A 25,087-nucleotide genomic window follows, 5' to 3' on the forward strand; every position below is an offset into this window, starting at 1 on the left:
CCGCGCGATCGACAATAGTTTTCTCAGCCAGGCTCCGAGGGAGTATCGTTCGTACCATCGGGGTGAGGGCCAATCTCATATGGACGAGCGCGTGTTCGTAGAACCTGAGCAGCTTGCTATCGGCATGTTCGTGATCCTCGACCTGTCGTGGCTCCAGCATCCCTTCAGCTTCAGCAGCTTCCTCATTCAAAGCGATGATCAGTTGGCGACCCTGCGCGGTCTGGGCCTCGACAGGATCAGGATCGATCCCGCGCGGGGCAAGGGTCCCGTCTTGCCAGTCGAGGCCGAGCCGCCGCAAGTGCCGCCGGTGCCCACCCCGGAAACAGCGCCCGAGGGGCTGACGCGAACCGACCAGGAGCTGCGCAGCGAGCGCGATCGCGTCCTGCGTTCGAGCATTGCCAACGCGGAAAAGGAGGCTGCAGCCGCCGCGCGCAGCGCTCGTCAAGCGACCCGGCAGTTCCGTTCCGAACCCGGCAAGGCGATCGAACAGATCGGCACGCTGATTGCTGGAATTGCCGAATCGCTGCTCGGCAACAGTGCGACGATGGTTCATCTGCTCGGTGACAAGGGCATAGGCGACGAGGTCTATTACCACTCGCTCAACGTCGCGGTCCTGGCGCTGATTCTCGGCAAGGCAATGGGGCTCGATGCAGGGGCCTTGCAGACGATCGGGGTGGCCGCCATTTTTCACGACGTGGGCATGGCCGACCTGGCGCCCCGGGTGCGCCTCAAGAACGAAGCCTTGACGGTGGCGGAAGAAGCGCTTCTGCGCCAGCATTGCGAGGCTGGCGCCAAGCTGGCGCTACGCAGCGGCTTGCCACAGGAGGTGGCCCTCGCCATCCTCCAGCATCACGAACATCTGGACGGCTCGGGTTACCCCAATCGCCTGGCGGGCGAGAAAATAGGCCCGGTGGCGCGCGTCATTGCCATTGTCAATCACTATGACCATCTCTGTAATCCGGCCCAGGCGGCGGCTGTCGTCACTCCCTACGAGGCGCTGTCCACGATGTTCGCCAGGAAGCGGAACTGGTTTGACGGCGCCATGCTCGCCAAGCTGGTGCACGTTCTCGGCGTGTACCCGCCCGGAAGCATCGTGCAGCTTTCCAGCGGCGAGACGGCGATGGTCATCTCGGTGAACGCGGCGCGGCCCTTGCGGCCCATGCTCCTGGTTTACGACCCGCAGATCCCGAAGGCAGAGGCGCTTATCCTCGACCTTGAGGAGCTGCCGCAGATCAGCATCAGCAAAGCCTTGCGGGCCGTCAACCTGCCACCGCCGGTGCACGAGTATCTCAGTCCGCGAAAGCGCGTGGCGTACTTTTTTGGCGATGAGGCGCGCGCTGATTAGCGTCGTCGGGAGGCTTCATTCTCCCTTCGCGGACCTACGGCGGAGCGACCGCGAAGCAGAAAATATGGCCAATCACTTCGTCATCGCGTAGTTGCGGGGACGCGTGCCAGTGGCAGCTTTCCCCGTTCTGTCGCTCGAAAATGCCACTGAGGCGAGCGGTCGGGGCCAGGAAATGCGCGAAAAGCTCGGCCGTCGTCTCGACCGGTGTCGTCGCCTGTGCCGCAATCCAGCGCAGGATGGCTTCGCCGCCGGTGGCTGAGAGCAGGTCTTCAGGCAGCGACCAGAGGGTTTTCAATCGGCGATTGATGCGCGCCAACCGGTGTCCGGCATCGAGGACCAGCAAACCCTCCGATGTTGCTTCGAGAACCGACGCCATCTCGGCGTTCAGTCTTTCCAGTGACGACTCGATGGTCCGTTCGTGGCGCAGGTCATGCGCCAGCACGAGCACGTAGGGGTGTTGGCCATCGGCGGCGTTCGAGGTCGACTTGCGCACCGGGAGCAGGCTCCCGTCGCGATGCTGATATTCGGTTTCAAGCCCGTGTAGCGGCCGGAAAGTGCCGTCAGCGATTTCGTCCCAGTAGCACAGGTCTACCGGCAGGAGCTCGATTTCGCCGATCGCCGTGCCGGCCAGCTCCGGTGACCCGGCCGATCCCGGCGCTGCGTAGCCGAGCAGCGTGCTGGCTGCGGAGTTGGCGGCAACGATGACGCGCCGGCGCACATCGACGAGCAGCAGGGCGTCGGGAATGGCGTCGATGATGGCTCGGTTCAGCGTCGAAACGCGGGCGTTCTCGTTCTTCAGTTCGTAGTGCTCGAAGGCGTCCGCAAGGTGCTCGCGCAGAAGCTCGTCATCCCAGGGCTTGGTCAGGAACTTGTAGATGGCGCCGCTGTTGATCGCGTCGGTGATCGAGTTCAGCTCGGTGTATCCGGAGAGGACGATGCGGATGGTGTCGGGATACTTCTCCTTGACCTTGCTCAGGAACTGCGAGCCGGTCATCCCCGGCATGCGCTGGTCGGTGACGATTACCCCGACCGGTTCCCTCTCCAGCACGGCCAGCCCCTCCTCACCGCCGAGGGCGACATGAATGACATAGCCGTCGCGACGCAGCATGCGCCGCAAGGAGCGCAGGATGCTTTCCTCGTCGTCGACCAGGAGCAGGTGGCGGACGGGCTTGGACAACTCATCGAAACTCAGGTCCATGGTGCGCTCGCTTTCGATTGTCGGCCGAGGCCGCTTCTATCCACGATCGGCCGTGCGACCGTGCGCGTCCTTGCCGCTCATCGTCTCACAGATTCTCGCCCGGCCGCACGCAGAGTGGCGGCGTCGGTACCGCGCGTGGCGGCGACGCGGCGTACAAGGCGCGCTAAGCGTGTTTCGCGGCGGCGACGCCTGCACGGCGACGACGGCGCCATCCGGCAAACGCCTTGAGCAGCGGCCAGCGGTAGAGCGTCAGATGGTAGATGGTGCGCTTGTTTGCCGTCCACTTGGTGTGCCAGTCCATCAGGCGACCATAGTACTCCAGCCGCTCGATCGCCTTCTCCGCATAGAGCTGTTCCATCTCGTCCTGACACAGCAGGAAGGCCGGTGAGTAGGACTGGATGCTCTCATCGTAGGTTGTCTTGAGGACGACCAGCGTCCCCTTGCGGCGCAGGCAGAGGTTGGAGGCGACGACCCGATCGTCGAAGAGATACTCATAGACCACCGCCTCGCCGCGCGCGGCGGCGGCATTCAGCAGCGCGCCATAGAAGCGCCCCTGGGCGTTGTCGCGGTGGATCGCCGTGCCTTGAGCGGCCTTCCAGCCGGCACTCTCCAATACACCGTAGCGCTCGATGGCGCCGTCGATATCGGCGGCCGAGGTCCACGCGCGCATGTGCCCGACGATGCCTTCGTTGGCCAGCTTGTTGCGTTGTTTGCGCATGTTCTGGCGCAGGTTCTTGCCGCGTAGGTTCCAGTAGTCGTCGAAGTTGCCGAGCAGGTCGATCCAGCCGGTTTCGATGTAGTCACTGTTCTCGCTGTCCGCACCGTCGTCGCCCCGTGGCGCAAACAGTGGATCGATCTGGGTGACGGACAGGGCGAGGCAAAAGCCAAGCGGCCCTCGGCTCAGGCTGCGGGCGAGGTCCGGCAGGGGCAGCCGGCTTTCAGCCACCCAGGCCCCGAGCGGGATCTGCGACGCCTGAAACGTACTCCACTTGTAGTTCCCGGTCGGCACGACGAGAAACAGGGCGACGATGGACGAAGCGTCCCGGCCGACGAGCAGTCTCTCCCGGCCCTCGGCGAAGTTGTCGAGCGCGGCGATCATCGCCTCCGCGGTCAGAAAAGGCAGGTCACCGCGGGCGGCGTTGAGGCGGTTCCAATCAGCCTGAAGATCGGGGCTCTGCAGCAGTGCGGCGGCGGGCAGATTCTGCCAGAGCAGAGAAGCAGATGTTGACATGGTCGGTCGTCTTTCCGTGGTTGTTCGACGCGACGAAAGCGTTTGTCTAGGCTTGCGGGTTGGCCAGCAAGCTCAGGGTCGCCAGCGCCGTGTTCGTGACATCGCTGTCGTCGAGGTTCTGATGGCACAGCAGCTGCAGGACGTGATGGCTCCATTCGGGGCCGACGTCATCGCCTAGCCGTGGTGTCCCGGGCCAGAGGTTGTCCCAGCGAAAGACCGGGAATTCCTGTGCGCGCAGCGCGTGGTAGATGCGATCGGGCTCCTCGACCCACAAGGGGAAAACGTAGGGTACGGCGTCGGCATCCGGCGGGGGAAGGAGCGCTCGCGCACCGCGTACCTGGGCAAAGTGTCGGGCATAGATGGCAAAGTTCTGCCGCCGTCGCGCAATGATCGGACCACGCGGCAAGGTCGCTTTCAGCGCCAGCGTTGCCCATAATGGCGCCTGCGAGATACGTTCCATGTCACAGCTCTGCATCATTCGGACCAGCGCCGAGGTCTCTTTGCCGCCGCCCGTCGCCTTGTGCTTCCCGAGCGTGTTCTTGAGCCGGAAGACGCTGGCCAGCAGGCGATTGACGCCGGCAAGGCGCCCGTGCCGGACGGCGATCTCAAGGACGTCGACGCAGCCCTTGAGTTGTGCCTTTAAGCCCGGGGCGGAAAGGGGCAGGGGGGTGAGGGCTTGCCCGGCGGAGGCCAGTACGCCGCCTTCGGGAACCGGAAAGAACTTGGACAGGCTGGCCGTGGAGAAGTCCCCCCAGGTGCCCACCGGCCTTTCGCCGGCGTCGCCGAAGTAGCAGTGCGCGCAGTCTTCGATGAGCGCGATGCGATGCTCGTCACACCACTGCCGGACTTCTGCCAGCGATCGCGCCAGACCGAAGTAGTGCGAAACGATCATCGCCTTGGCCCTGCCTGCGGTGGCCGCGTCCACGCTGTTCAGGTGGGGTAGTCCGTCGGCACGGATGGCAAAATAGCCGACTTCAAGGCCGGCCAGGATTGCCGGTGCGATCATCGTCGGGCAGTGGTAGCTGGGTGCCAGGACCAGGCTTCCGGGTGGCAGGCGCAGTTGCAGCAGGGCGTGATAGATGGCCGCGCGCCCGCTGGTGGTCGTCACCGAGTGTCTGAGGTCATCGATGCTGCTGACGCCCGCCGACCTCGGCTTCCCCGAAAAGCTGGACCAGTCGAGTACCGGGCTGCGTGGCAGCGGCGAACGTTCCGTGGCAGTTGGTTTCATGGCGCGTCGAATCGATTCTTATTGTTGGCTGGGCAAGGGGCTGGCGGCGAAGCTTGCCGGGCGTACCGCTGCGCACCTGCTGGCGCAATCAACGGCGCAGCGACCGAGGTCGTCGTCTGCAGCCAGGCAAGCCCTGCTGCTCTCAAACCAGGGTCTCGAGGCAGGCGGGATGGCCGAGAAAGGCCTGCGGACTGGCGCTGGCGCCGTAGGCGCCGGATTGAAAGATCACCACCAGATCCCCCGCTTCGGCGACGGCCAGTTCCATCCGGTCGGCGAGCAGGTCGAGCGGCGTGCACAGCGGGCCGACGACGGAAACCATTTCACGCTCGCTCGGCGCCATCCGGTTGCCAATGGCGACCGGGTAGTTCTTGCGGATGACCTGGCCGAAATTGCCCGACGCCGACAGATGGTGGTGCAGACCGCCGTCAGTGACCAGGAAACAGTGGCCGCGCGAGATCTTGCGGTCGACGATGCGACTGACGTAGATGCCCGCTTCGCCGACCAGGTAGCGCCCCAGTTCAATGACCAGTTCGGCTTGTGGGAGTTCCTTCGCCGCGCGTTCGCTGATCGTCGCCAGCCCGGCGCCAATCGGTGCCAGGTCAAGGTGCTTTTCCCCGGGGAAGTAGGGGATGCCGAAGCCGCCACCAAGGTTGAGGAAACGAACCGGCGAGGGCGCTTCCCGGGCCAGGCGCAGGGCGAGGTCGAAACTTTTGCTCTGCGCCTCGACGATCGCTTCCGGCTTGAGATTCTGTGAGCCGGCAAAGAGGTGGAAGCCCTCGAAGGACAGTCCGGCGCGGCCGATCTCGGTGAGCAGCGCCGGCACCTGCTCGGCGTCGACGCCGAATTGCTTGGCGCCGCCACCCATCTTCATTCCCGAGCTCTTCAGTTCGAAGTCGGGGTTCACACGCACTGCGATGCGTGCCTTGTTGCCCGTCTGTGCGCTGATGGCTGCCAGTTCGGCGACTTCACGGAACGATTCGACGTTGATCAGGATGCCGGCGGCGACGGCCTGGCGCAACTCCGCGCCTTGTTTTCCCGGCCCGGCGAAGCTGATATCGCGCGGATTTGCGCCGGCGTCGAGGGCGACCTTCAACTCGCCGGCAGAGGCGACGTCGATGCCGTCGACCAGTCCTGCCATGTGGCAGACCAGCGCCGGCATCGGGTTGGCTTTCATCGCATAGTGCAGTTTCAGTGCTGGCGGAAGGACGGCGCGCAGCTCGCCAACCCGCCGCGTCAGCAGGCTGCGGTCGTAGGCGTAGAAGGGGGTTTGTCCGACGCGCGCGGCGAGTCGGGTCAGCGCCATGCCGCCGACGACGAGTTCACCGTCGGCAACCGGGAACTGGTCCATGGTTGCGTGGCTGGGGAAGCTGCGTTGCACTTCGTTCACCGGTGCTCCTTTGCTTGCGCTGCTGCGGTCGCATCGCCCTGCCTGGCGAGGAACTCGTCAGCCAGCAATTTTCGATCGATCTTGCCGTTGGGGTTGCGCGGCAGAGCCCCGGGATGCACGGTGACCGCCGCCGGTACCATGTAGGCGGGCATCCGGCGGCGGCACTCGGCGAGCAGTTCGGCGCTGTCCAGAGCGCTGCCCGACGCGGGCGTGGCGATGACCTGGATGGCCTGGCCGAGCGTCGGGTGGTCGACGCCGAAAGCGACGCATTCACCGACCAGCCGGGTCGCGTAGAGGACTTCTTCGACTTCGGTCGGGCTGACCCGGTAGCCCGAGGTCTTCATCATTTCATCGCGACGACCGATGAAGTAAAGAAAACCTTCCTCGTCGCTGCGCACCGTATCGCCCGAGAAGACGGCAATTTCCGGGAGCACCAGGCCGGCATCGCGACCCGGCGTGTTGGCGGGCAGCGGTTTGTAGCGTTCGGCCGTCTTTTCGTGATCGTTCCAGTAGCCCATGCCGACCAGCGCGCCACGGTGCACGAGCTCGCCGGGTTCGTGCGCGGCGCACGGCGAGCCGTCTTCGCGCAGCACCAGTATCTCGGCGTTGGGGATCGCCTTGCCGATCGAATCGGGGCGCCGGTCGACTTCGTCCGGCGGCAGGTAGGTCGAGCGAAAGGCTTCGGTCAGGCCGTACATCAGATACGGTTTGCTGGCCGGGAGGTGGCGGCGCAGGCTGGCCAGCGTTTCGCGCGGCATGCGCCCGCCGGTATTGGCGAAGTAGCGCAGGTGCTCGCCGACCGCCGCCGGCCATTCAAGTTCCGCGAGCTGAATATAGAGCGGCGGTACGGCGGTCAGTCCGGTCACCTGCTCGCGCGCCAGCGCCTTGAGCACGTCGCGCGGTAGCAGGTAGTTGAGCAGGACGACGCGCGCACCGGCGTGGAAAGCGGTGGTCAGCTGGCTGAAGCCGGCATCGAAAGAGAGCGGCAGTGCGGCCAACAGAGTGTCGTTGGCCGTGTTTTCGAGGTAGCTGGCGACGCTCTTGGCGCCGGCGACCATATTGCGGTGCGAGAGCACGACGCCTTTCGGCTTGCCGGTACTGCCCGAGGTGTACAGGATCGCCGCCATGTCGGTGTCGATCACCCGGTGACCGCTCCGGCCGCCGGCCTGCAGCAGATCGTCCCAGCGCAGGTAGGCGAGCGGACCGTCAGTGGCGGGCGGCGGCTCGCTGCCGGTCAGCAGCACGTGGCGCAGGTCGTGGCACGACGGCAGCACGGGGGCGAGCAGCGACAGGCGTTCGCTGGAGGTGAGCAGCGCGCGGACATTGCAGTCGCGCATGATGTAGGCCACCTGATCAGCCTTGAGCAGCGGATTGAGCGGCACGAAGACGCAACCGGCGGCGGTTGCGCCGAAACTGGCGACGACCGTTTCGAAGCGCTTTTCGAGGTAGATCGCGATGCGCTCGCCGCGCTGCAGGCCGAGGCCGACGAGGCCGGCGACGAGGCCGTCGATCGACCGTTGCAGCTCGCCGTAGCTCATCGACTGCTTGCCGTAGCTGAGCGCGATGGCGTCCGGATTGCGCGCGGCGGAGTGGCTGATCAGTTCGGCGAGCAGGCTTGCATCAGTCATTTTTCTGGCGCGAAGTGACAATGGAGAAGGTCCCGATTCTAACGACAAGCGGCGTTTCGACTGTGAAATTATTTGCCGTTGACGAGAGAATACGGTGCTCGCCGTGGGCGTCGTTCGCTGACCGGTGGCGAGTGTTCATGGGCAGGCATGGGTGACGGTGCGCGCCGCTTCGGCGGCCAGCAACGCCTGTTTTCGGTCGCCTCCCCAACGATAGCTGCCGATCTCGCCATTCTCGCGAATGACGCGATGGCAAGGAATCAGCACCGCGATACGGTTGCGTGCGAGCGCCGAACCGACCGCGCGTTGCGCGCGCGGGTGATCGATACGCGCCGCCAGTTCGCCGTACGAGACCACTTCCCCCGGGGCGACGTTGATCAGCGCCTGCCACACCTTGAGCTGGAAATTCGTGCCCTTGAGCAGGACGTGGAGCGGTTGTCCCTGGCCGCTGCGAGCGAAGGCGCGGGCGATGCTCGTGGCCAGTGCCGCATCGTCGCGGACCAGCCGGGCGTGTTGCCAGTCGGCTTGCAGTTGCCGTGCGGCGTCGCTGGCGTCGTCGGCGTCGAGATGGTCACTGGCGTTCACGAACTGCAGATGGCACAGCCCGCGCGGGGTAGTGCCGGCAATGACCCAGCCGAACGGCGTCGGTCCGAAGCCATAGGTGATCAGCAGCCCTGCGCCCAGCGAGCGCACCTCGCCCGGTGTCGCCGCGTCGCAAGCGACCATCAGATCATGGAGCCGGCCGGGTCCGGAGAGCCCTGCCGCGTGCGCTGCGGCGAGGACGTCGTACTCGCCACGCAACAGCGAGCGGGCGTGTTCGGTGGTCACCCATTAGCCGGCCCCGGTCAACACGGCGAACGAATTTTTTCGCGCCGTAGGCGCGATGGTTTTTCGTACTCATCGCTTGTGGCTCCAACTCAACATTCGCGCCCTGGTTTTCAATCGTTCGGTGTCGGAAGCGGTCCGCACCAGTCACCCATCAGGATCAAGGCGGTGATCAACGTGTTGCCACGCCGACTGCGCCCCTGGCCGCCTTGGCGGCCCCAGAAAACCGTTGGTGCCCTGCACGTGTCCATGTCTTGCGGCTTGTCAGCCGCTGACAGTTTTGTGGTTGCCCGCGGGTGCTGCGGCGGGCGCCAACCCCAGGTGGCTCACGGCAGAGGCGAACCGGTCAAGCTTGTTGCCTTTCAAAATCACGTTTGTTCTGCGGTGCTCTTACCCTTTCAAGATCCTTGTTCTAGCGACGACGTTGTTGGTGTCAAGGGCGGGCTGCTGGCAGCCCGGCGTAGCGCACCCTTGACGCCCTGTGGCGATTTAGGCTGGTGTAAGGTGGCAAAGGCGCACACTGCGGCTTTGCCACCTTACAGACCCTGCCGGCCGTTAACCTGGCGGAGGGGCGAACGGTGGCCCAATCAGGTCTGGTGGTTGTCAGCCAACCCCGTGTCTGGCTCACCGCCGCCGCTCCATAGCTCAGGCAAACGCCCGTTGTACGTCAAATGGCACCCGGTCGCGCATCACGTGGTAGCAGGCCCGGGCCAGCTTGTGGGCGACGGCCTTGATGGCCACCACGGGCCGGGTCTTGGCGCTCTTGCGTTGGTAGAAGCGCTTGATCGTCGGCTCGTAGCGCACGGCGAAGTTGGCCGCTTCGACAAAGGCCCAGGCGAGGTGCCGGTTGCCACTCTTGACGTTGCCGCTGCCCTTCTTCTTGCCGTTCGACAGGTGTTCGCTGCCGACACAGCGGCAATACGAGGAGAAATCGCCGACGCTGGGAAAGCGGCTGACGTCGCCGGTTTCCAGGGCGATGGTCAGGGCGAGCACTTTGCCGATGCCGTTGACGGTGAGCAGGCCCTGGTAATCGGGACGCAGCTTGGCTGTTTCGAGGATCGCTGCTTCCAGGCGATCGATTTGTTCGTCGATACAGCGCATGACCGCCAGACGACTCTTGACGGCCAGGCGGCTGGTGTCGGCCAGCGGCAGTCGGTCGACGTCGGTGTCTTGCCAGCGTTTGATCTGGTTGGCTGCCGATCGCTCGCCCAACTCACGGCTGAGGCTGTTCTCGATGCTCAGGACCTGTTGAGATCTTTGCTGGACCAGTCGGCTGCGCTGGCGCATCAAGTCACGCACGCCGCGCTCGGCCCTGGGATAGATATAGCCTTGCGGCAAGATCCCCAGGCGCAGCAAGTGCGCCAGCCAGCGGGCATCGTCTGCGTCTTCGCGGTATTTCAGCCCTTCGTATTGCTTGACCGCGGCGGTGTTGACCAGGTGTACCCGATAACCAGCCTCCATCAGGCCATCAACCAGCCAATACCAGTTGTAGGTCGATTCGACGGCGATGCCTTCCATGGCTTCACGGTAGGCGACAAGCATTGCGAGTATCCTCTCCAGCCGGTTCGACAGGCGCTTCTGCAGCACGATCCGATCAGTTTCGTCCAGGATCACCAACACGCTGTTGTTGGAATGAAGGTCAATTGCAGCATACAGTTTCATCTCGGCTCCTCTTCTGCGGTTCTCAGTCTGTGCTTCGCAACTCAGACAGTAGCGCCGCGGCTGAGGGGCCGGCTAGATGATTATCAGGTATTGCAGGAAGCGCTTCGGCGAGATGCCGACCCAGACACTGAACAGTCGCTGCAGATGAAAATGGCTCAGGCCGACGTGCGCGGCGACCTCCTGCAGCGTGGGCTGACAGGGCCTGCGCTCCCTGACGAAGCGAATCGCCCGGGCGACCGTGTCGTAGGCACGACAGCGGGCAGCGAGCTCGTTCATGCCGTTTGGCCGCGCGGGCCGACTAGGCCGGCGGTCAGCGCGATGCCGGTGAGGATCAGTGCGCCGCCGATCAGGGTGTGCCAGCCGACCGCTTCGTCGAGGAACAGCGCACCCCAGAGGACGCCGAAGACGGGAATCAGAAAGGTCACCGAAAGCGCGCGCGTCGGGCCGACGTCTTCGATCAGGCGAAAGTAGAGCAGGTAGGCGGCACCGGTGCAGACGATGGCCAGTAGCGACACGGCTGCCCAGTCGCCGCCGTCCGGCGCATGCCGGACCGGGGCAAGAAGGAACAGCGGCAGCAGTACCAGCGTGGCCATCCACATGCTGCCGTGGGCGTTGGCGAAGGGTGTTGCCAGGCCGGGGTGGGCCTTGGTGTAGATGCTCGCCAGGCTGTAGGAGAGCGGCGCGAGCAGCCCGGCGGCGACCGCTGGCCACTCGGCACTACCGGCCAGCGCGAGGTTCTGGCCAACGAGGACGCTGACCCCGGCCAGGCCGCAGCCCAGACCGAGGGCGACGGCGCCGGTCAGCGGAACGCTCAGCCAGAGCGTCCCGATCGCCGCTCCGAAGAGCGGCGAGGTGGCGTTGAGAATGGCCAGCAGCGACGCCGGGAGCGATTGCGCCGCGTAGGCGAAAAGAAGGAAGGGGAGCGCCGAGTTGAGGACGCCAATGCTCAGGAAGTACTTCCACTTGCGACCCATTTCCAGGGATTGCTTGAGGACGCGGGCGACCAGCCAGAGAAATACCGCGGCAATGCCGACGCGAAAGGTGATCAGCGCGACGGGTCCGAAGGCGGGGACGCTGACGCGCATGAACAGAAAAGAGGCGCCCCAGATCGCAGCGAGCAGGAACAGTCGGGTGATGCTGGCAGCAGTCATGACAGCCTTTCGTATGGGGGGTGATAGGCTGCGATTGTCGTCTCGGCAGCGCTCCCCGACCACCCGATTCTTGCGCCTTCCGGCGACACTGCGTGGCCGTGACCGTGACCGTGGCTCAGGCGCCTGTCGTCGACGCTGGCTGAAAGGACCGGCGGCAGCGGGCTCGGGCGCGCGTACCGGGCAGGCGGGCGGCCTACCTGCCGCCCCTGCTCCCTCCCTTGTCCCAGGCATAGCGGACCGTTCGCTGCCAGCGTGTGTCCGCCTGGCGCAGTGCGTTCCCGGGCGGCGAGGGTGGCTGCCGCGCGGGCGTTTTCGGGGTGGACGTCGGCAGCGGTTTGCCGGGACGTGCAGGCTTGTCGGTCATCGGGCTGGCTTCGGATCAGCGTGCTGAGCGCTATGGTAGACTTTGCGCCCATTCTAACGCTCAAGAGAAAGCCATGTCCGGCAACACGATTGGCACGCTGTTCACCGTGACTTCGTTCGGTGAGTCACACGGTCCGGCGATCGGCTGCGTCGTTGATGGCTGCCCGCCCGGGCTGGCGATTTCGGAAGCCGACATTCAGTGCCAGCTCGACCGCCGTCGGCCGGGAACCTCCCGGCACGTGACGCAGCGGCGCGAGCCGGATCAGGTCGAGATCCTCTCCGGCGTCTTCGAGGGCCGCACGACGGGGACGCCGATTGGCCTGCTGATCCGCAATCAGGACCAGCGCAGCAAGGACTACGGCAATATTGCCGAGACCTTCCGCCCGGGGCACGCCGACTACGTCTACACGCAGAAGTACGGTTTTCGCGATCATCGCGGTGGCGGTCGCTCGTCGGCACGCGAGACGGCGGTGCGTGTCGCCGCCGGGGCGATTGCCCGCAAGTGGCTGGGCGAGCGCTACGGGGTCAGCATCAGCGGCTGGATGAGCCAGCTCGGGCCACTCGAGATTCCCTTCCTGGATGCCGCGGCGATCGCCGGCAATCCGTTCTTCGCGCCGAATGCGACGATCGTTGCCGAGCTCGAGGAGTACATGGATCGACTGCGCAAGGCGGGCGATTCGGTGGGCGCGAAGATCACCGTCGCTGCCCATGGCGTACCGCCCGGCTGGGGCGAACCGGTCTACGACCGGCTGGATGCCGAGATCGCCTACGCGATGATGAGCATCAACGCGGTCAAGGGCGTCGAGATCGGCGCCGGTTTTGCCAGCGTTGCCCAGCGCGGCAGCGAGCATGGCGACGAAATGACGCCGCAGGGCTTCCTCAGCAACCACGCCGGCGGGGTGCTCGGCGGCATTTCCACGGGCCAGGACATCGTCGTCAGTCTGGCGATCAAGCCGACGTCGAGCATTCGCCTGCCACGCCGTTCCGTAGACCGCGCGGGCAACGCGGCAAGCGTCGAAACGCATGGCCGGCACGACCCCTGCGTCGGCATTCGAGCGACTCCGATCGCCGAAGCGATGCTCGCGCTGGTGTTGATCGACCATGCCTTGCGCCATCGCGCCCAGTGTGGCGACGTGCGTTGCAGCACGCCTCGTATTCCCGGCGCGGCAAGCGATGGCGGGGCCGCGTGACGCTTGCCGGTGGCTCTGGTTATAATCGCTTGGTCTGGTCGCGCATCGGGCCGACCGGGATCAGCGAGAGGCTAGGATCATGCACATCGAGCATCACGACCTGTACCATGATTTCCCCGAGTATCTGGATTCGATTCACGCCCTGAAAGCCGCGAGCCAGCCGTTCGGCGAGATGTATGACGAATACCATCAACTGACGCGCGAGGTGGAGCGTCTCGAAGAGGAAGACCTGCCGGTCGACGACTTCACCATCGAAACGATGAAGAAACAGCGCCTGCTGCTCAAGGACCAGATGTACCGGATGCTGGTCGCTTACAAGAACAGCGATTGAACGGCTGAGCGGCTCGGCAAGCGCGCAACCGCTTGCCGAGCCGGCGGCCGCCGGCCGCCCTTGCGCCATCCGGTAGAATTGCCGGATGCAAGCTCTGCCCTACTGGCGTCTTTCCGGCTACTACTTCTTCTATTTCGCCTTCATCGGCGCTTTCTCTCCGTATTTCGGGCTTTACCTTCAGTCGCTGTCGTTTTCCGCTTGGGACATCGGTTTGCTGATGTCCCAGATGCAGCTGATGCGCCTGTTCGCGCCCTATCTGTGGGGCGCCCTGGCCGATCGTATGGGGCAACGGGTGGGCATCGTGCGCCTCGCCGGCGTCGTCAGCCTGATCGGTTTCGCGAGTTTTTTTGTCGTGCGCAGCTTCGAGGCGATGCTGCTGGCGATGGCCTTGCTGGCTTTTTTCTGGAGCGCCGCACTGCCGCTGGTCGAGACGCTGACCTTCGATCATCTGCGCGAGCAGCCGGCGCGTTACAGCCGTATCCGCCTGTGGGGTTCGATCGGTTTCATTGTCGCTGTGATGGGCACCGGTGCGCTGCTCGACCAGTTGCCGCTGTCGGCGCTGCTGTGGGTGATCGCGGCGACCCTGGCCGGGATTATGATCTACGCCCTGGCGGTTCCCGAGGCGCCGTCGCATGGGGCGACGGGTGCGCAAGTGCCGGTCGGGGAAATCCTTCGCCAGCGGCGGGTCAAAGCGCTCTTTGCCGCGTGTTTAGCCATGTCGGCGGCGCACGGCGCCTTCTACGTTTTCTACTCGATTCACCTCGCCGACCATCACTACAGCAAGTTCGCCGTCGGCTGCCTGTGGTCGCTCGGCGTTCTCGCCGAGATCGTGGTCTTCTTCTTCATGGTCGGCTTGCTGCGTCGTTTTGGACTGCGTACCATTCTTCTCGCCAGTTTTGCGGCCGCTATCGCGCGCTTCCTGGTGATCGGCTGGGGCGTAGAAAGCGTGCCGCTGATCGTCGTCGCGCAATTGCTGCATGGCCTGACTTTCGGTGCTTACCACGCGACGGCGATCGCCGCCGTCAATCGCTGGTTTCCCGGTCGCTGTCAGGCGCGTGGCCAGGCGCTGTACTCGAGCCTGTCGTTTGGCGCCGGAGGCCTGCTCGGCAGTTTGCTGAGCGGCTGGAGCTGGGACGCCTGGGGCGCCGGGCCCACCTACACCATGAGTTCGGCGTTTGCGCTGTTCGGTCTGCTCTTCGTCGCCGTCGGCGTGAAGAGCGGCGATCTCGACGATCCCGGCGGCAGCCACCCGGCGCCGATTGCCGGGTTTGCACACGGTTCTGGAGGTAAAGAATGACTGTCCTTTCCTGCGCTCGTGGCGCACTTGTGGTGCTCGCTGCCGTTGCCGTTACGGGCTGTACGACGACCCGAACGACCGGCGGCGGCAGGGTTGGCGTCGATCGCGAGCAGACCATGCTGGTTTCGTCGGCCGAGGTCGATCGCTCGGCCGCCAAGGCTTACCAGGAAGCGATGCACGCGGCGCAGAGCAAGAAACTGCTCAATCGCGATGCGCAGCAGACCGAGCGCGTGCGGGCAATCGCTCGCCGGCTGATCCCGGTGACCGCCGCTTTTCGCCCCGATGCGCCCGGCTGGAAGTGGGAGGTCAATGTGGTCAGCTCCAAGGAGCTCAACGCCTGGTGCATGCCCGGCGGCAAGATCGCGGTATATACCGGCTTGATCGAGCAGTTGCAGATCACCGACGACGAACTCGCCGGGGTGATGGGCCACGAAATCGCGCACGCGCTGCGCGAGCACGGGCGCGAGAAAGCTGGCCAGGCTGCAGGCCTGAACGTCGCGGCAGCCATCGGAGGGGCCTTGATCGGCGCCTATTTTGGCGTCGATTCCGGTCTCGGGCAGAGCGTCATCGGCGGCGTCGGCGACCTGGCTTTCATGCGCCCAAATTCGCGGGAAATGGAGCAGGAGGCCGATCGCATGGGCGTCGAGCTGGCGGCGCGAGCCGGCTACGATCCGAGTGCGGCGATCTCGCTGTGGGAGAAGATGGGGCGTGTCTCGGGAGGACAGCCGCCGCAGTGGCTGTCGACGCACCCGTCGCATGGGTCACGGATCGCCGATCTGCGCGTTTATGCGCAGCGCGTGGAGCCGCTCTACCTGGCGGCGCGCCAGGCGCGCTGATCGCTCGTGCGGCAAGCGGCTCTGATGGCCGCGCGTGCAAGCCGGCGCTGACAGCGGCCGGTGCGCTGTGACATAATCCTGCCCTCTATTGCCTCTCACCGGGGCCGAACTTCGTCGGATCGTCGACCTATGCCGCAGACCTTGTACGAAAAACTTTGGCAGGACCACGTCGTCCATCAGCAGGTCGACGGTACCGCGCTGATCTATATCGACCGCCACCTGGTGCACGAGGTGACCAGTCCGCAGGCCTTCGAGGGCTTGAAGCTGGCCGGCCGCAAGCCATGGCGGGTGTCTTCGATCGTCGCTACGGCGGACCACAACACGCCCACCGACCACTGGGATCGCGGCATCGAGGATCCGATCGCACGCCTGCAGGTCGAGACGCTGGACGCCAATATCCGCGAAGTCGGTGCGCTGGCCTTTTTCCCGTTCAAGGATCCGCGCCAGGGGATCGTGCACGTGGTTGGCCCCGAGAACGGTGCGACGCTACCCGGGATGACCGTCGTCTGCGGTGATTCGCACACCAGCACGCACGGTGCCTTCGCGTGCATGGCGCACGGCATCGGTACTTCCGAGGTCGAGCACGTCCTGGCGACGCAGTGCCTGCTGCAGAAGAAGTCGAAGACGATGCTGCTGCGCGTCGATGGCTTGCTCGCCAAGGGGGTGACGGCCAAGGACGTCGCGCTGGCGATCATTGCCCGTATCGGTACCGCCGGTGGCACCGGTTATGCGCTCGAGTTTGCCGGCAGCGCGATTCGCGGACTGTCGATGGAAGGGCGGATGACGCTCTGCAACATGGCCATCGAAGCGGGCGCGCGCCTGGGCATGGTGGCGGTTGACGAAGTAACGATCGACTACCTGCGCGGCCGTCCGTTCGCGCCGCAGGGCGAGCTGTGGGAGCGTGCCGTGGTCCACTGGCGGACGCTGCGCAGCGACGACGGCGCCGAGTTCGACAGCGTCATCGAGTTGTCCGCCGAGGCGATCAGGCCGCAGGTGACCTGGGGGACGTCTCCCGAAATGGTGGTGGCGATCGATGCCTGTGTGCCGGATCCGGCGCAGGAGCCCGATCCCGTCAAGCGCGAGGGGATGGAGCGGGCGCTGGTTTACATGGGGCTTGGCGCCAATGTGCCGATTCGGGAGATTCGCCTCGACAAGGTCTTCATTGGCTCGTGTACCAATTCGCGGATCGAGGATCTGCGTGCCGCCGCGGCTGTCGTGCGCGGCAAGAAGGTGGCCGGCAGCCTCCGTCTGGCGCTGGTCGTCCCCGGTTCGGGGCTGGTCAAGCGGCAGGCCGAGGAAGAAGGGCTCGACGAGATCTTTCGCGCTGCCGGTTTCGAGTGGCGCGAGCCTGGATGTTCGATGTGCCTGGCGATGAACGCCGACCGCCTGGAGCCCGGCGAGCGCTGCGCTTCGACTTCGAACCGCAACTTCGAGGGTCGCCAGGGGGCCGGTGGTCGCACCCATCTGGTCAGCCCGGAGATGGCTGCGGCGGCGGCGATTGCCGGGCATTTTTGCGATGTACGCGAGTTGCTCTGACGCAAAGGAGAAGGGATGAAACGCTTGAGATTGCTGTTTGGCGCGCTTGCCGTGGCGCTTTCGCTGACTGCCTGCAACACCGTGCAAGGCGTTGGCAAGGATATCTCCAAGGGCGGGCAGGCGATTGAAAAGGCGGCCAAATAGGGGCGCCAGACAAGGAAGAGAATGGACAAGTTCGTTCGTCTTGAAGGCTTGGTGGCGCCACTCGACCGCGCCAACGTCGACACCGACGCGATCATTCCCAAGCAGTTCCTGAAGTCGATCAAGCGTTCGGGCTTCGGTCCGAACCTGTTCGACGAATGGCGCTACCTGGACGTGGGTGAGCCTGGCAAGGACAATTCGCAGCGGCCGCTGAAGCCCGATTTCGTCCTCAATCAAGCACGTTATCAGGGCGCGCAGATTCTGCTGACGCGCAAGAACTTCGGCTGTGGAAGTTCGCGTGAGCACTGCGCCCTGGGCCCTGCTTGACTTTGGCTTCCGGGCGGTGATCGCCGAGAGTTTCGCCGACATCTTTTTCAACAACTGCTTCAAGAACGGCATTCTGCCAATCGTGCTGCCGGCAAGCGACGTCGACGCCCTGTTTGCGCTGGTTGACTCGGCGCCGGCTTGTCGATTGCTCGTCGACCTCGAACAGCAACAGGTGGTGTGCCCCGATGGCAAGGTCTTGCCGTTTGCCGTCGATGCCTTCCGCAAGGAGTGCCTGCTCAATGGCTGGGACGACATCGGATTGACCTTGCGCCACGCCGAGCTGATCAAGGCCTTTGAAGAGCGCCGTCGTAGCGAACAGCCCTGGCTGTTCGCCTGAGGAAGTGTAAATGAAGATTTGTCTTCTCCCGGGAGACGGGATTGGCCCGGAGATCATGGCTGAGGCGGTGCGCGTCCTGCGCGCGCTCGACCTCGACTGCACGATGGAAGAAGCGCTGCTCGGCGGTGGCGCCGTCGATGCCACCGGTGATCCGTACCCGGAAGCCACCCAGCGCCTGGCGCAGGCGGCCGACGCGGTGCTCCTCGGTGCCGTCGGTGGCCCGCAATGGGACGCGCTGCCGCGCGCGCTGCGCCCGGAGCGCGGTCTGCTCGCCATCCGCCAGCAACTCGGCCTGTTCGCCAACCTGCGCCCGGCGATCCTCTATCCGGAACTGGCCAACGCCTCGACGCTGAAAAGCGAAGTCGTCGCCGGTCTCGACATCCTGATCGTTCGCGAGCTGACCGGCGACATCTATTTCGGTCAACCGCGCGGTATCGAGACGCGCGACGTCGATGGCCGTCAGGAACGCTTTGGATTCAACACCATGCACTACAGCGAGAGCGAGATTCGCCGCATCCTGCGCGTCGCTTTCGAGGCGGCGCGCAAGCGCAGTGGCAGGCTGTGCTCGGTGGACAAGATGAACGTCCTGGAAACGACGCAACTGTGGCGCGACGTGGCCATCGAGACCGCGGCAGACTATCCCGATGTCGTGCTCAGCCACATGCTGGTCGACAACGCGGCGATGCAGCTGGTACGCAATCCGAAGCAGTTCGACGTCATCGTCACCGGCAACATGTTCGGTGACATTCTCTCCGACGAGGCGGCAATGCTCACCGGTTCGATCGGCATGTTGCCTTCGGCGTCACTGGACGCCAACAACAAGGGCATGTACGAACCCTGTCACGGATCGGCGCCGGATATTGCTGGTCAGGGGATCGCCAATCCGCTGGCTACGATCCTCTCGGCGGCGATGATGTTGCGTTACACTTTTGCGCGTCATGACGCTGCCCAGCGTATCGAGAACGCGGTCAAGAAGGTGCTGGGCCAGGGCTACCGGACGGCTGACATCCATGAGCCCGGAATGCGGCAGGTCGGTACCCGCGAGATGGGCGACGCGGTACTCGCCGCGCTGCAAGTCGAGTGCGTGAATTGAGTGAAGCGATTCAACGGGATTTCTGGCAGAGGTGAACAAATGAACAAGGTAGGTCTGGTCGGTTGGCGCGGCATGGTCGGTTCGGTGCTGATGCAAAGAATGGTGGAAGAGGGCGACTTCGAGCACATCGAGCCGCTCTACTTCTCGACTTCCGCCGTCGGCGGCAAGGCGCCGCTGCTCGCGGGCAGGGAAGCGGGCAGCCTGCACGATGCGATGTCGATCGACTCCCTCAAGCAGATGGACATTGTCGTCACCTGCCAGGGCGGTGACTACACGAAGGAGGTCTTCCCCCGCCTGCGCGCCGCTGGCTGGAATGGTCACTGGATCGACGCCGCGTCGACGCTGCGCATGAAGGACGATGCGGTGATCATCCTCGATCCGGTGAACCGCGAGGTTATCGACGCTGCCCTGGCCAACGGTGGCCGAAACTGGATCGGCGGCAACTGCACGGTTTCGCTGATGCTGATGGGGCTCGGCGGACTGTTCCGGCAGGACCTCGTCGAGTGGGTCAGCGCGATGACCTACCAGGCGGCATCGGGGGCCGGCGCACAGAACATGCGCGAGCTTCTGCTGCAGATGGGCGTGCTGCACGATGCGGTGAAGTCCGAGTTGGCCGATCCGGCTTCGGCGATTCTGGACATCGATCGCAAGGTTGCTGAAACCATGCGCTCGGCGGATTTTCCGACCAGCAACTTCCGGCACACGGCGCTCGCCGGTAGCGTGATCCCGTGGATCGATGCGTCGGTCGAACACGGGCAGTCGAAGGAAGAATGGAAGGGCGGCGCCGAGTGCAACAAGATCCTCGGCCGCCCGCCGTTTCGTTCGCCGGGCAGTATTCCGGTTGACGGGCTCTGCGTACGTGTCGGCGCCATGCGTTGCCATTCGCAGGGACTGACCATCAAGCTCAAGCGCGATGTCCCGCTCGACGAAGTCAACGCGATCATCGCGCAGGGGAATGAGTGGGTGAAAGTCGTTGCCAACGAACGCGAAATCAGCGAGCGCGAGTTGACCCCGGCGGCGGTGACCGGCAGCTTGTCGGTCCCGGTCGGGCGGCTGCACAAGCTGGCGATGGGCGGGGAGTACCTTGGTGCGTTTACGGTCGGCGACCAGTTGCTCTGGGGGGCGGCTGAACCGCTTCGTCGCATGCTTCGTGTTCTGATCGATAACTGATTGAAATTGAATAAACAAAGTACTTGTGACAGGCCGGGTTTGGGGCTTTGTCCGGGCCGTGATTCAGAAGCAAGTTTAGCTTGCATGGCTAACCCCATGATGTTATTTTAATAATTCCGATTTCGACGCTCAGGGTGGCGCCGTGGCCAGAAAAATACGTCAGACAGCAAAGGATTTCAGATTGCGGACCTCGGTATGGGCGGTGGCGTCATCACTGGTGCTGGCCTCCGTGCCTGTGGCCAGCGAGGCCGCGGGGCTGGGCCAGATCACCGTCTTCTCGGCGCTCGGCCAGCCTTTGCGCGCCGAGGTGGAGGTCTTCGCGACGCGCGAAGAGATTGCGGAAATGCAGGCCAAGCTGGCGGCTCCCGATGAGTTCAAGCGGGCCGGCGTCGACTACTCCTCGACGCTGCTGGGGATCAGTTTCGCGATCACCAAGAATCCCAGCGGCCGTTCGATCATCAAACTGACTTCCTCTCGGCCCATCAACGACCCGTTCGTCGACCTGCTCCTAGAGCTCAATTGGCCAACCGGGCGCTTGATTCGCGATTACACGTTTCTGCTCGATCCTCCCGAGTTTGCCGCCCGAGCAGGTGCCTCCACTGGCCCGGCTCTGGGTGCCCGGCCAGTGACGCCGGCCAGGCCGGCGAGTGAAGCGCGCGGGCCTGAGACCGGAGCCGCGCGCGCTGCTCCGGCGCGGCCCATGGTGCAGGCGCGTGCCCCATCACCTCCGGAGCAGCCGTCAGCAGCTGGCGGCGGAACGCGCCGGGTCGAACGCGGCGAAACGCTGAGCAAGATCGCTCGTGAAACCCGGCCGGAGGGAGTGTCTCTCGACCAGATGCTGGTTGGCCTGTTCCGTGCCAACGAGGACGCGTTCGACCGCGGCAACATGAATCGCCTGCGCGCCGGCAAGATTCTGTCGATACCGGATAAAGGCAGTCTGAGCACGATTTCGCAGGACGAAGCCAGACGGGTGGTGATTGCGCAGTCGTCGGACTGGAGTTCCTACCGTCGCAAACTCGCCTCGACGGCGGCTGATTCTCCGGCCGCCGAAGAGGAGGCGCGGCAGCAAGCGTCAGGCAAGATCACGACCAAAGTCCAGGATTCGGCGGCGCCTCTTGCAGAGCCCAAGGATCAACTGAAGGTCTCGAAGAGCGAGCTTCCCGGCGGCAAGCCGGTGGCGACCGGCAAGCGCAGCGACGAGGATCTGATCGCCAAGGAGCAGGCGCTCAAGGAAGCCAACGAGCGTTTGGCGGCTCTCGAGAGGAACGTGGCCGAGTTGCAACGGCTGGTCGAGTTGAAGAGTCAGAGCCTGGCTGAGCTGGAGAAGCAGGCGGCGGGCCAGCCCGCACCGATGCCACCGGCCGCCGCGATCGTTGCGCCAGCCGCCAGCCCGGCGGCGCCCGTTGCCAGTGCAGCGGCACCTGCGATGTCGATGGACAGGCCGCCGGCGCAGCCTGCCGAGAGCCGGCCGAGCGAAGTGCTCGCCCAGGCGGAGCAAAAGCCCGAGGAGCCCAAGGCCGAAGTCAAGGCGGAAGAGCCCAAGCCGGTCGAACCGCCAAAACCGGCGGCGGCGCCGAAACCAAAGATCGTATTGCCGCCGCCCGAAGAGCCGAGTTTCCTCGACGACTTGCTGACGAGTACGTCGTTCATGGCCGCAGGCGGTGGCATTCTCGCGCTGCTCGCCGCGTACTGGCTGGCCAGACGGCGTCGCCAGGGCGGGGGCGAGGGTCCTCTCGATTCGCAGCTCAGCACGCTTGCACCGCAGGGCGACAACAGCCTGGTGGCCAACTCGGTATTTCGCAGTACGGGCGGGCAGAGCGTCGATACCTCGCACTCGATGGCACAGACCGATTTCAGCCAGGCCGGTCCCGGCAGCATCGACACCGACGAGGTCGATCCGGTTGCCGAGGCCGACGTCTATATGGCGTATGGGCGGGACGCGCAGGCCGAAGAGATCCTCCTGGAGGCTCGCCAGAAGGATCCCGAGCGGCATGCGATTCACTTGAAGCTGCTCGAGATCTACTTTAGCCGCAAGGATATCAAGCCGTTCGATGCGCTGGCGACGGAGCTGTTCAACGCCACCGGCGGTTTTGGCAGCGATTGGGAAAAAGCGGCCGCCATGGGCCTCCAGCTTGATCCCAAGAACGCCCTGTTCGGCTCGGCTGGGCAAGCCGAGCAGCCACCGGCTGCGTCCGAGTCTGCAGCAGTGGATGACGGTGGCGTCGACCCCAGTGAGAAAACCATCGCCATTGAGCGACCCGGCCACGACACGATGGCCGTCGATCCGTCGTATGAAGACACGCTGATCGTTAAACACGACCGGCCAGCGGCAGCCGCTTCGGAGGCAGAGCACGAAGATACCTTGGTCAGGCCCGCCGAGCCCGAGCCGGCGAAATCGCCTGTTCAGTCTGCGGCTTCTGCTGCGCCGACGGCCTCCGGGGCGAGCGCAGCGAGCGATCTGGCGGACCTCGATTTCGATCTCGGGGCCGGCGACGCGACGCCAGATTCGCCAGTCGTCGCTGACGACGATTTTCTCGAGACGACGCTCTCGTTCCCGAGTCCCGCGCCGGGGGCTGCCCTTGATTTTGATTTTGCGACATCCTTGCCAAGAGCCTCGGCGTCGTCCGAGAGCGAATTTGACGATGCCGAACCCGATTCTCCGCCAATCCCGGTGGAGGAATTCGGAATGCCCGAGGAGACGATGCTGATCGGGGCCGATGCGCGCGAGACATCTTCGCAGCCCGGCGCGGGTCTCGACTTCGAGTTCGATCTGGGCGTCGAAGAACCGGTCGACCGAACCGCCGAGACGCAGGAGGTGCCGCCGCTTGAGCCCGCCGAGGTGCCCGACAATGCGGTGGCGGACGCTGACGCTGACGCGCTGGAGTTTGACGTCACGCTGACCGAGTCGACCGTCCTTGGCGAGGGAATGCAGCATCCGTCGTTCGACATGTCGTCGATCAACCTGGACCTGGAAGACAGCGATCGCGACGGCCGCTCTGGCGCCGCCGTGCCCGAAGCCGCCGAGTCTGCTGGCTCCGCGGGCTCTGTTTTCGAAGCCGACCAGGAAGACACGCTGGTCAACCCGGATTTCTCGACGACGCAGGCCGACAGCACGGCCGATTTCGCGTTTTCATCCGATATGGATTTGGCGAGCGACGCCGACATCAGCTCCAGCGAAGAGGTGGCTACCAAGATCGACCTCGCCAAGGCCTACCAGGAAATGGGTGATCTCGAAGGCGCACGCGAGCTCCTGCAAGAGGTCATCAAGGATGGCGACGCAGCGCAGCGTGAAGCGGCGCTGGCCATCCTCGGCGAGTTGCGCGAGTAGACGTCGACCGCCATCGGAACGAGAATTCCGGTCTTGGCGGTATGTCGATCCCTCCACACGAAAGCTGGTCCGCCGTGCATCCCACAACCCGCCTGGTCGTCTGGCTGTTGCTGCTGCTGGCGAGCCAGTGCCTGGATGGCGAACAACTGCTCGCCGCTCTTCTTGTCCTACCGTTTCTTGGCCCGGCAGCACTTCGCCGTGCGCTGCGCCTCGCCTGGCGGACGCGCTGGCTGTTCCTGTCGCTGTTCGTCATCGTCGCCTGGGGGGCGGCGGGCGAACCTGCCTGGGGCGGTGCTCTCGCCCCCACTCGCGAGGGCTTGCTCGCCGCCGCGACGCATGGCGGGCGCTTGCTGCTCGCCTTGAGTGCGGTGGCGGTACTTGTGGAATGGATGCCTGTGCCCGAACTGCTGGTCGCCACTCATCGCCTGCTGCAGCCGCTGCGGCGCTGTGGCGTCGACCCCGACCGCAGCGTCGTGCGCCTCCTCTTGGTGATGCGCCACATCGAGACCTTGCCGCGTCCGCGCGACTGGCGGATCCTGCTCAAGGCGCCGAACACGGGGGGAGAGGGTGAGGTCTTTGAACTCGCTGACCGGCCCTTTTCGTGGTCCGACCCGGCGCTGATTCTGCTTGTCGCCGGTGTCGTCGGCGCCTTTCTTCTCCGCCAGGCTTAGCGCGTGCGCATCGCCCTGGCCGTCGAATACGACGGGAGTGCTTATCGCGGCTGGCAGAAGCAGCCTGGTGGCGGTACGGTCCAGGACGCCTTCCAGGAAGCCTTGCAGCAGTTCGCTGGCACGGCGGTGCGGGTGATCTGTGCCGGGCGTACCGACGCCGGCGTGCATGCCTTGGGCCAGGTGGTGCATTTCGACACACCCCTTGAGCGGCCGATGTTCTCCTGGGTGCGAGGAATCAACACCTTCCTGCCGCCAGCGGTCGCCGTGCGCTGGGCGCAGCCGGTTGCCGACGATTTCCACGCGCGCGCCTCGGCCTATGCCCGACACTATCGCTATCTGCTCCTCAACCGGGCGCACCGCACCGGGCTATGGCCCGGCCGCGTTGGCTGGTACCACCATCCGCTTGATCTGGGCGCGCTGCAGGCTGGCGCTGCGCTGTTGCTCGGCGAGCACGATTTCTCGGCTTTTCGGGCGGCGCAATGCCAGGCACACTCACCCGTCAAGCTCATGCACAAGGCCGAGGTCACGCGTGTCGGCGAGCTCCTTGTGTTTGATTTCGAGGCCTCGGCCTTTCTTCACCACATGGTGCGCAACCTGGTCGGAAGTCTGGTTCACGTCGGTCAGGGCAAGCATCCACCGGGGTGGATTGGCGAACTGCTGGCGGCCGGCGATCGCCGCCTGGCGGCGCCAACCTTCGCTGCCGCCGGGCTCTATCTCGCCGCAGTCAAGTACCCGCCGCACTGGGGCCTGCCGTTCGGCGAAGAGGCCCAGCTGCTTCCCGTCGGGCCAGGGAGATGAGCAGGGAGATGAGCAGG

General features: G+C 64.9%; 21 protein-coding genes and 1 pseudogene. 13 read left to right on the top strand and 9 right to left on the bottom strand.

What is annotated here, in order from left to right; genetic code table 11:
• Positions 1–91: 91 nt before the first annotated feature.
• On the top strand, positions 92–1,345 hold the full coding sequence (locus tag QZ613_RS12460) for an HD-GYP domain-containing protein (protein ID WP_291982710.1): 1,254 nt from the start codon (positions 92–94) through the stop codon (positions 1,343–1,345).
• 34 nt (positions 1,346–1,379) lie between these two features.
• Here QZ613_RS12460 and QZ613_RS12465 read toward each other — a convergent pair whose 3' ends face one another.
• The 9 genes from QZ613_RS12465 to QZ613_RS12505 all read right to left on the bottom strand — a co-directional run bounded on the left by QZ613_RS12465 (position 1,380) and on the right by QZ613_RS12505 (position 11,652).
• The gene (locus QZ613_RS12465) at positions 1,380–2,543 is read right to left on the bottom strand and encodes a response regulator (protein WP_291863123.1); all 1,164 of its coding nucleotides are present in this window, start codon (positions 2,541–2,543) and stop codon (positions 1,380–1,382) included.
• A gap of 163 nt (positions 2,544–2,706) precedes the next feature.
• Complete coding sequence (locus QZ613_RS12470; protein ID WP_291982712.1) at positions 2,707–3,774, bottom strand: GNAT family N-acetyltransferase; 1,068 nt, start codon at positions 3,772–3,774, stop codon at positions 2,707–2,709.
• Between the two features lie 46 nt (positions 3,775–3,820).
• Positions 3,821–5,002 carry a DegT/DnrJ/EryC1/StrS family aminotransferase gene (locus tag QZ613_RS12475; protein WP_043567128.1) on the bottom strand — a complete coding sequence of 394 codons (1,182 nt, stop codon included), beginning with the start codon at positions 5,000–5,002 and terminating at the stop codon, positions 3,821–3,823.
• Between the two features lie 142 nt (positions 5,003–5,144).
• Positions 5,145–6,389 (bottom strand): pyridoxal-dependent decarboxylase, exosortase A system-associated, encoded by a 1,245-nt coding sequence (locus tag QZ613_RS12480; protein WP_291982714.1) that lies wholly within the window; start codon positions 6,387–6,389, stop codon positions 5,145–5,147.
• Positions 6,386–8,017, bottom strand: coding sequence for an acyl-CoA ligase (AMP-forming), exosortase A system-associated (locus tag QZ613_RS12485; RefSeq protein WP_291982716.1), 1,632 nt, complete (start codon positions 8,015–8,017; stop codon positions 6,386–6,388). Before QZ613_RS12485 ends, QZ613_RS12480 begins: the two co-directional genes overlap by 4 nt.
• A gap of 135 nt (positions 8,018–8,152) precedes the next feature.
• Entirely contained in the window at positions 8,153–8,842 is a 690-nt protein-coding gene (locus QZ613_RS12490) for a methylated-DNA--[protein]-cysteine S-methyltransferase (RefSeq protein WP_291863130.1), read from the bottom strand.
• A gap of 642 nt (positions 8,843–9,484) precedes the next feature.
• Positions 9,485–10,501, bottom strand: a complete 1,017-nt coding sequence (locus QZ613_RS12495; RefSeq protein ID WP_291863133.1) for an IS110 family transposase — start codon at positions 10,499–10,501, stop codon at positions 9,485–9,487.
• 72 nt (positions 10,502–10,573) lie between these two features.
• A complete protein-coding gene (locus QZ613_RS12500; protein ID WP_291863135.1) occupies positions 10,574–10,777 on the bottom strand; it encodes an AraC family transcriptional regulator in 204 nt (67 codons plus the stop codon).
• Positions 10,774–11,652: a DMT family transporter gene (locus tag QZ613_RS12505; protein ID WP_043567124.1), complete on the bottom strand. Its 879-nt coding sequence runs from the start codon at positions 11,650–11,652 to the stop codon at positions 10,774–10,776. The genes QZ613_RS12500 and QZ613_RS12505 overlap by 4 nt, the downstream gene beginning before the upstream one ends.
• Before the next feature lie 437 nt (positions 11,653–12,089).
• On the opposite strand from QZ613_RS12505, the gene aroC reads away from it, so the two are divergent.
• The 12 genes and pseudogenes from aroC (at position 12,090) to truA (ending at position 25,070) form a co-directional block, all read left to right on the top strand.
• Positions 12,090–13,205 (top strand): chorismate synthase, encoded by a 1,116-nt coding sequence (gene aroC, locus QZ613_RS12510; RefSeq protein ID WP_043567123.1) that lies wholly within the window; start codon positions 12,090–12,092, stop codon positions 13,203–13,205.
• A 79-nt stretch (positions 13,206–13,284) separates the two neighbouring features.
• Positions 13,285–13,536, top strand: a complete 252-nt coding sequence (locus QZ613_RS12515; protein WP_043567122.1) for a DUF465 domain-containing protein — start codon at positions 13,285–13,287, stop codon at positions 13,534–13,536.
• Between the two features lie 85 nt (positions 13,537–13,621).
• Entirely contained in the window at positions 13,622–14,833 is a 1,212-nt protein-coding gene (locus QZ613_RS12520; protein ID WP_291863141.1) for an MFS transporter, read from the top strand.
• Positions 14,830–15,669 carry a M48 family metallopeptidase gene (locus tag QZ613_RS12525; protein ID WP_291863143.1) on the top strand — a complete coding sequence of 280 codons (840 nt, stop codon included), beginning with the start codon at positions 14,830–14,832 and terminating at the stop codon, positions 15,667–15,669. Before QZ613_RS12520 ends, QZ613_RS12525 begins: the two co-directional genes overlap by 4 nt.
• A 129-nt stretch (positions 15,670–15,798) precedes the next feature.
• The gene (gene leuC, locus QZ613_RS12530) at positions 15,799–17,205 is read left to right on the top strand and encodes a 3-isopropylmalate dehydratase large subunit (protein WP_043567117.1); all 1,407 of its coding nucleotides are present in this window, start codon (positions 15,799–15,801) and stop codon (positions 17,203–17,205) included.
• 15 nt (positions 17,206–17,220) lie between these two features.
• Positions 17,221–17,349 carry an entericidin A/B family lipoprotein gene (locus QZ613_RS12535; protein ID WP_291863146.1) on the top strand — a complete coding sequence of 43 codons (129 nt, stop codon included), beginning with the start codon at positions 17,221–17,223 and terminating at the stop codon, positions 17,347–17,349.
• Positions 17,350–17,370: 21 nt separating this feature from the next.
• Positions 17,371–18,010: pseudogene (gene leuD / locus QZ613_RS12540) on the top strand (3-isopropylmalate dehydratase small subunit).
• Positions 18,011–18,020: 10 nt separating this feature from the next.
• Entirely contained in the window at positions 18,021–19,103 is a 1,083-nt protein-coding gene (leuB, locus tag QZ613_RS12545) for a 3-isopropylmalate dehydrogenase (RefSeq protein WP_043567115.1), read from the top strand.
• A 39-nt stretch (positions 19,104–19,142) separates the two neighbouring features.
• Entirely contained in the window at positions 19,143–20,273 is a 1,131-nt protein-coding gene (asd, locus tag QZ613_RS12550) for an aspartate-semialdehyde dehydrogenase (RefSeq protein WP_291863150.1), read from the top strand.
• Positions 20,274–20,454: 181 nt separating this feature from the next.
• Positions 20,455–23,601 carry a FimV/HubP family polar landmark protein gene (locus QZ613_RS12555; RefSeq protein ID WP_043567113.1) on the top strand — a complete coding sequence of 1,049 codons (3,147 nt, stop codon included), beginning with the start codon at positions 20,455–20,457 and terminating at the stop codon, positions 23,599–23,601.
• 74 nt (positions 23,602–23,675) lie between these two features.
• A complete protein-coding gene (locus QZ613_RS12560) occupies positions 23,676–24,272 on the top strand; it encodes a CbiQ family ECF transporter T component (protein ID WP_291863153.1) in 597 nt (198 codons plus the stop codon).
• A 3-nt stretch (positions 24,273–24,275) separates the two neighbouring features.
• The gene (truA, locus tag QZ613_RS12565) at positions 24,276–25,070 is read left to right on the top strand and encodes a tRNA pseudouridine(38-40) synthase TruA (RefSeq protein ID WP_043567112.1); all 795 of its coding nucleotides are present in this window, start codon (positions 24,276–24,278) and stop codon (positions 25,068–25,070) included.
• Positions 25,071–25,087: the final 17 nt, after the last annotated feature.

Origin of the sequence: Candidatus Accumulibacter sp. ACC005 (assembly GCF_907163215.1) — a bacterium.
GTDB lineage: Bacteria > Pseudomonadota > Gammaproteobacteria > Burkholderiales > Rhodocyclaceae > Accumulibacter > Accumulibacter regalis.

Coding starts and splice junctions, on each gene's coding strand:
- QZ613_RS12485 (WP_291982716.1), bottom strand. CDS start 8,017: ATGACTGATGCAAGCCTGCTCGCCGAACTGATCAGCCACTCCGCCGCG.
- QZ613_RS12475 (WP_043567128.1), bottom strand. CDS start 5,002: ATGAAACCAACTGCCACGGAACGTTCGCCGCTGCCACGCAGCCCGGTA.
- QZ613_RS12525 (WP_291863143.1), top strand. CDS start 14,830: ATGACTGTCCTTTCCTGCGCTCGTGGCGCACTTGTGGTGCTCGCTGCC.
- QZ613_RS12505 (WP_043567124.1), bottom strand. CDS start 11,652: ATGACTGCTGCCAGCATCACCCGACTGTTCCTGCTCGCTGCGATCTGG.
- QZ613_RS12515 (WP_043567122.1), top strand. CDS start 13,285: ATGCACATCGAGCATCACGACCTGTACCATGATTTCCCCGAGTATCTG.
- QZ613_RS12535 (WP_291863146.1), top strand. CDS start 17,221: ATGAAACGCTTGAGATTGCTGTTTGGCGCGCTTGCCGTGGCGCTTTCG.
- leuB (WP_043567115.1), top strand. CDS start 18,021: ATGAAGATTTGTCTTCTCCCGGGAGACGGGATTGGCCCGGAGATCATG.
- QZ613_RS12500 (WP_291863135.1), bottom strand. CDS start 10,777: ATGAACGAGCTCGCTGCCCGCTGTCGTGCCTACGACACGGTCGCCCGG.
- QZ613_RS12470 (WP_291982712.1), bottom strand. CDS start 3,774: ATGTCAACATCTGCTTCTCTGCTCTGGCAGAATCTGCCCGCCGCCGCA.
- QZ613_RS12465 (WP_291863123.1), bottom strand. CDS start 2,543: ATGGACCTGAGTTTCGATGAGTTGTCCAAGCCCGTCCGCCACCTGCTC.
- QZ613_RS12495 (WP_291863133.1), bottom strand. CDS start 10,501: ATGAAACTGTATGCTGCAATTGACCTTCATTCCAACAACAGCGTGTTG.
- aroC (WP_043567123.1), top strand. CDS start 12,090: ATGTCCGGCAACACGATTGGCACGCTGTTCACCGTGACTTCGTTCGGT.
- QZ613_RS12520 (WP_291863141.1), top strand. CDS start 13,622: ATGCAAGCTCTGCCCTACTGGCGTCTTTCCGGCTACTACTTCTTCTAT.
- leuC (WP_043567117.1), top strand. CDS start 15,799: ATGCCGCAGACCTTGTACGAAAAACTTTGGCAGGACCACGTCGTCCAT.
- asd (WP_291863150.1), top strand. CDS start 19,143: ATGAACAAGGTAGGTCTGGTCGGTTGGCGCGGCATGGTCGGTTCGGTG.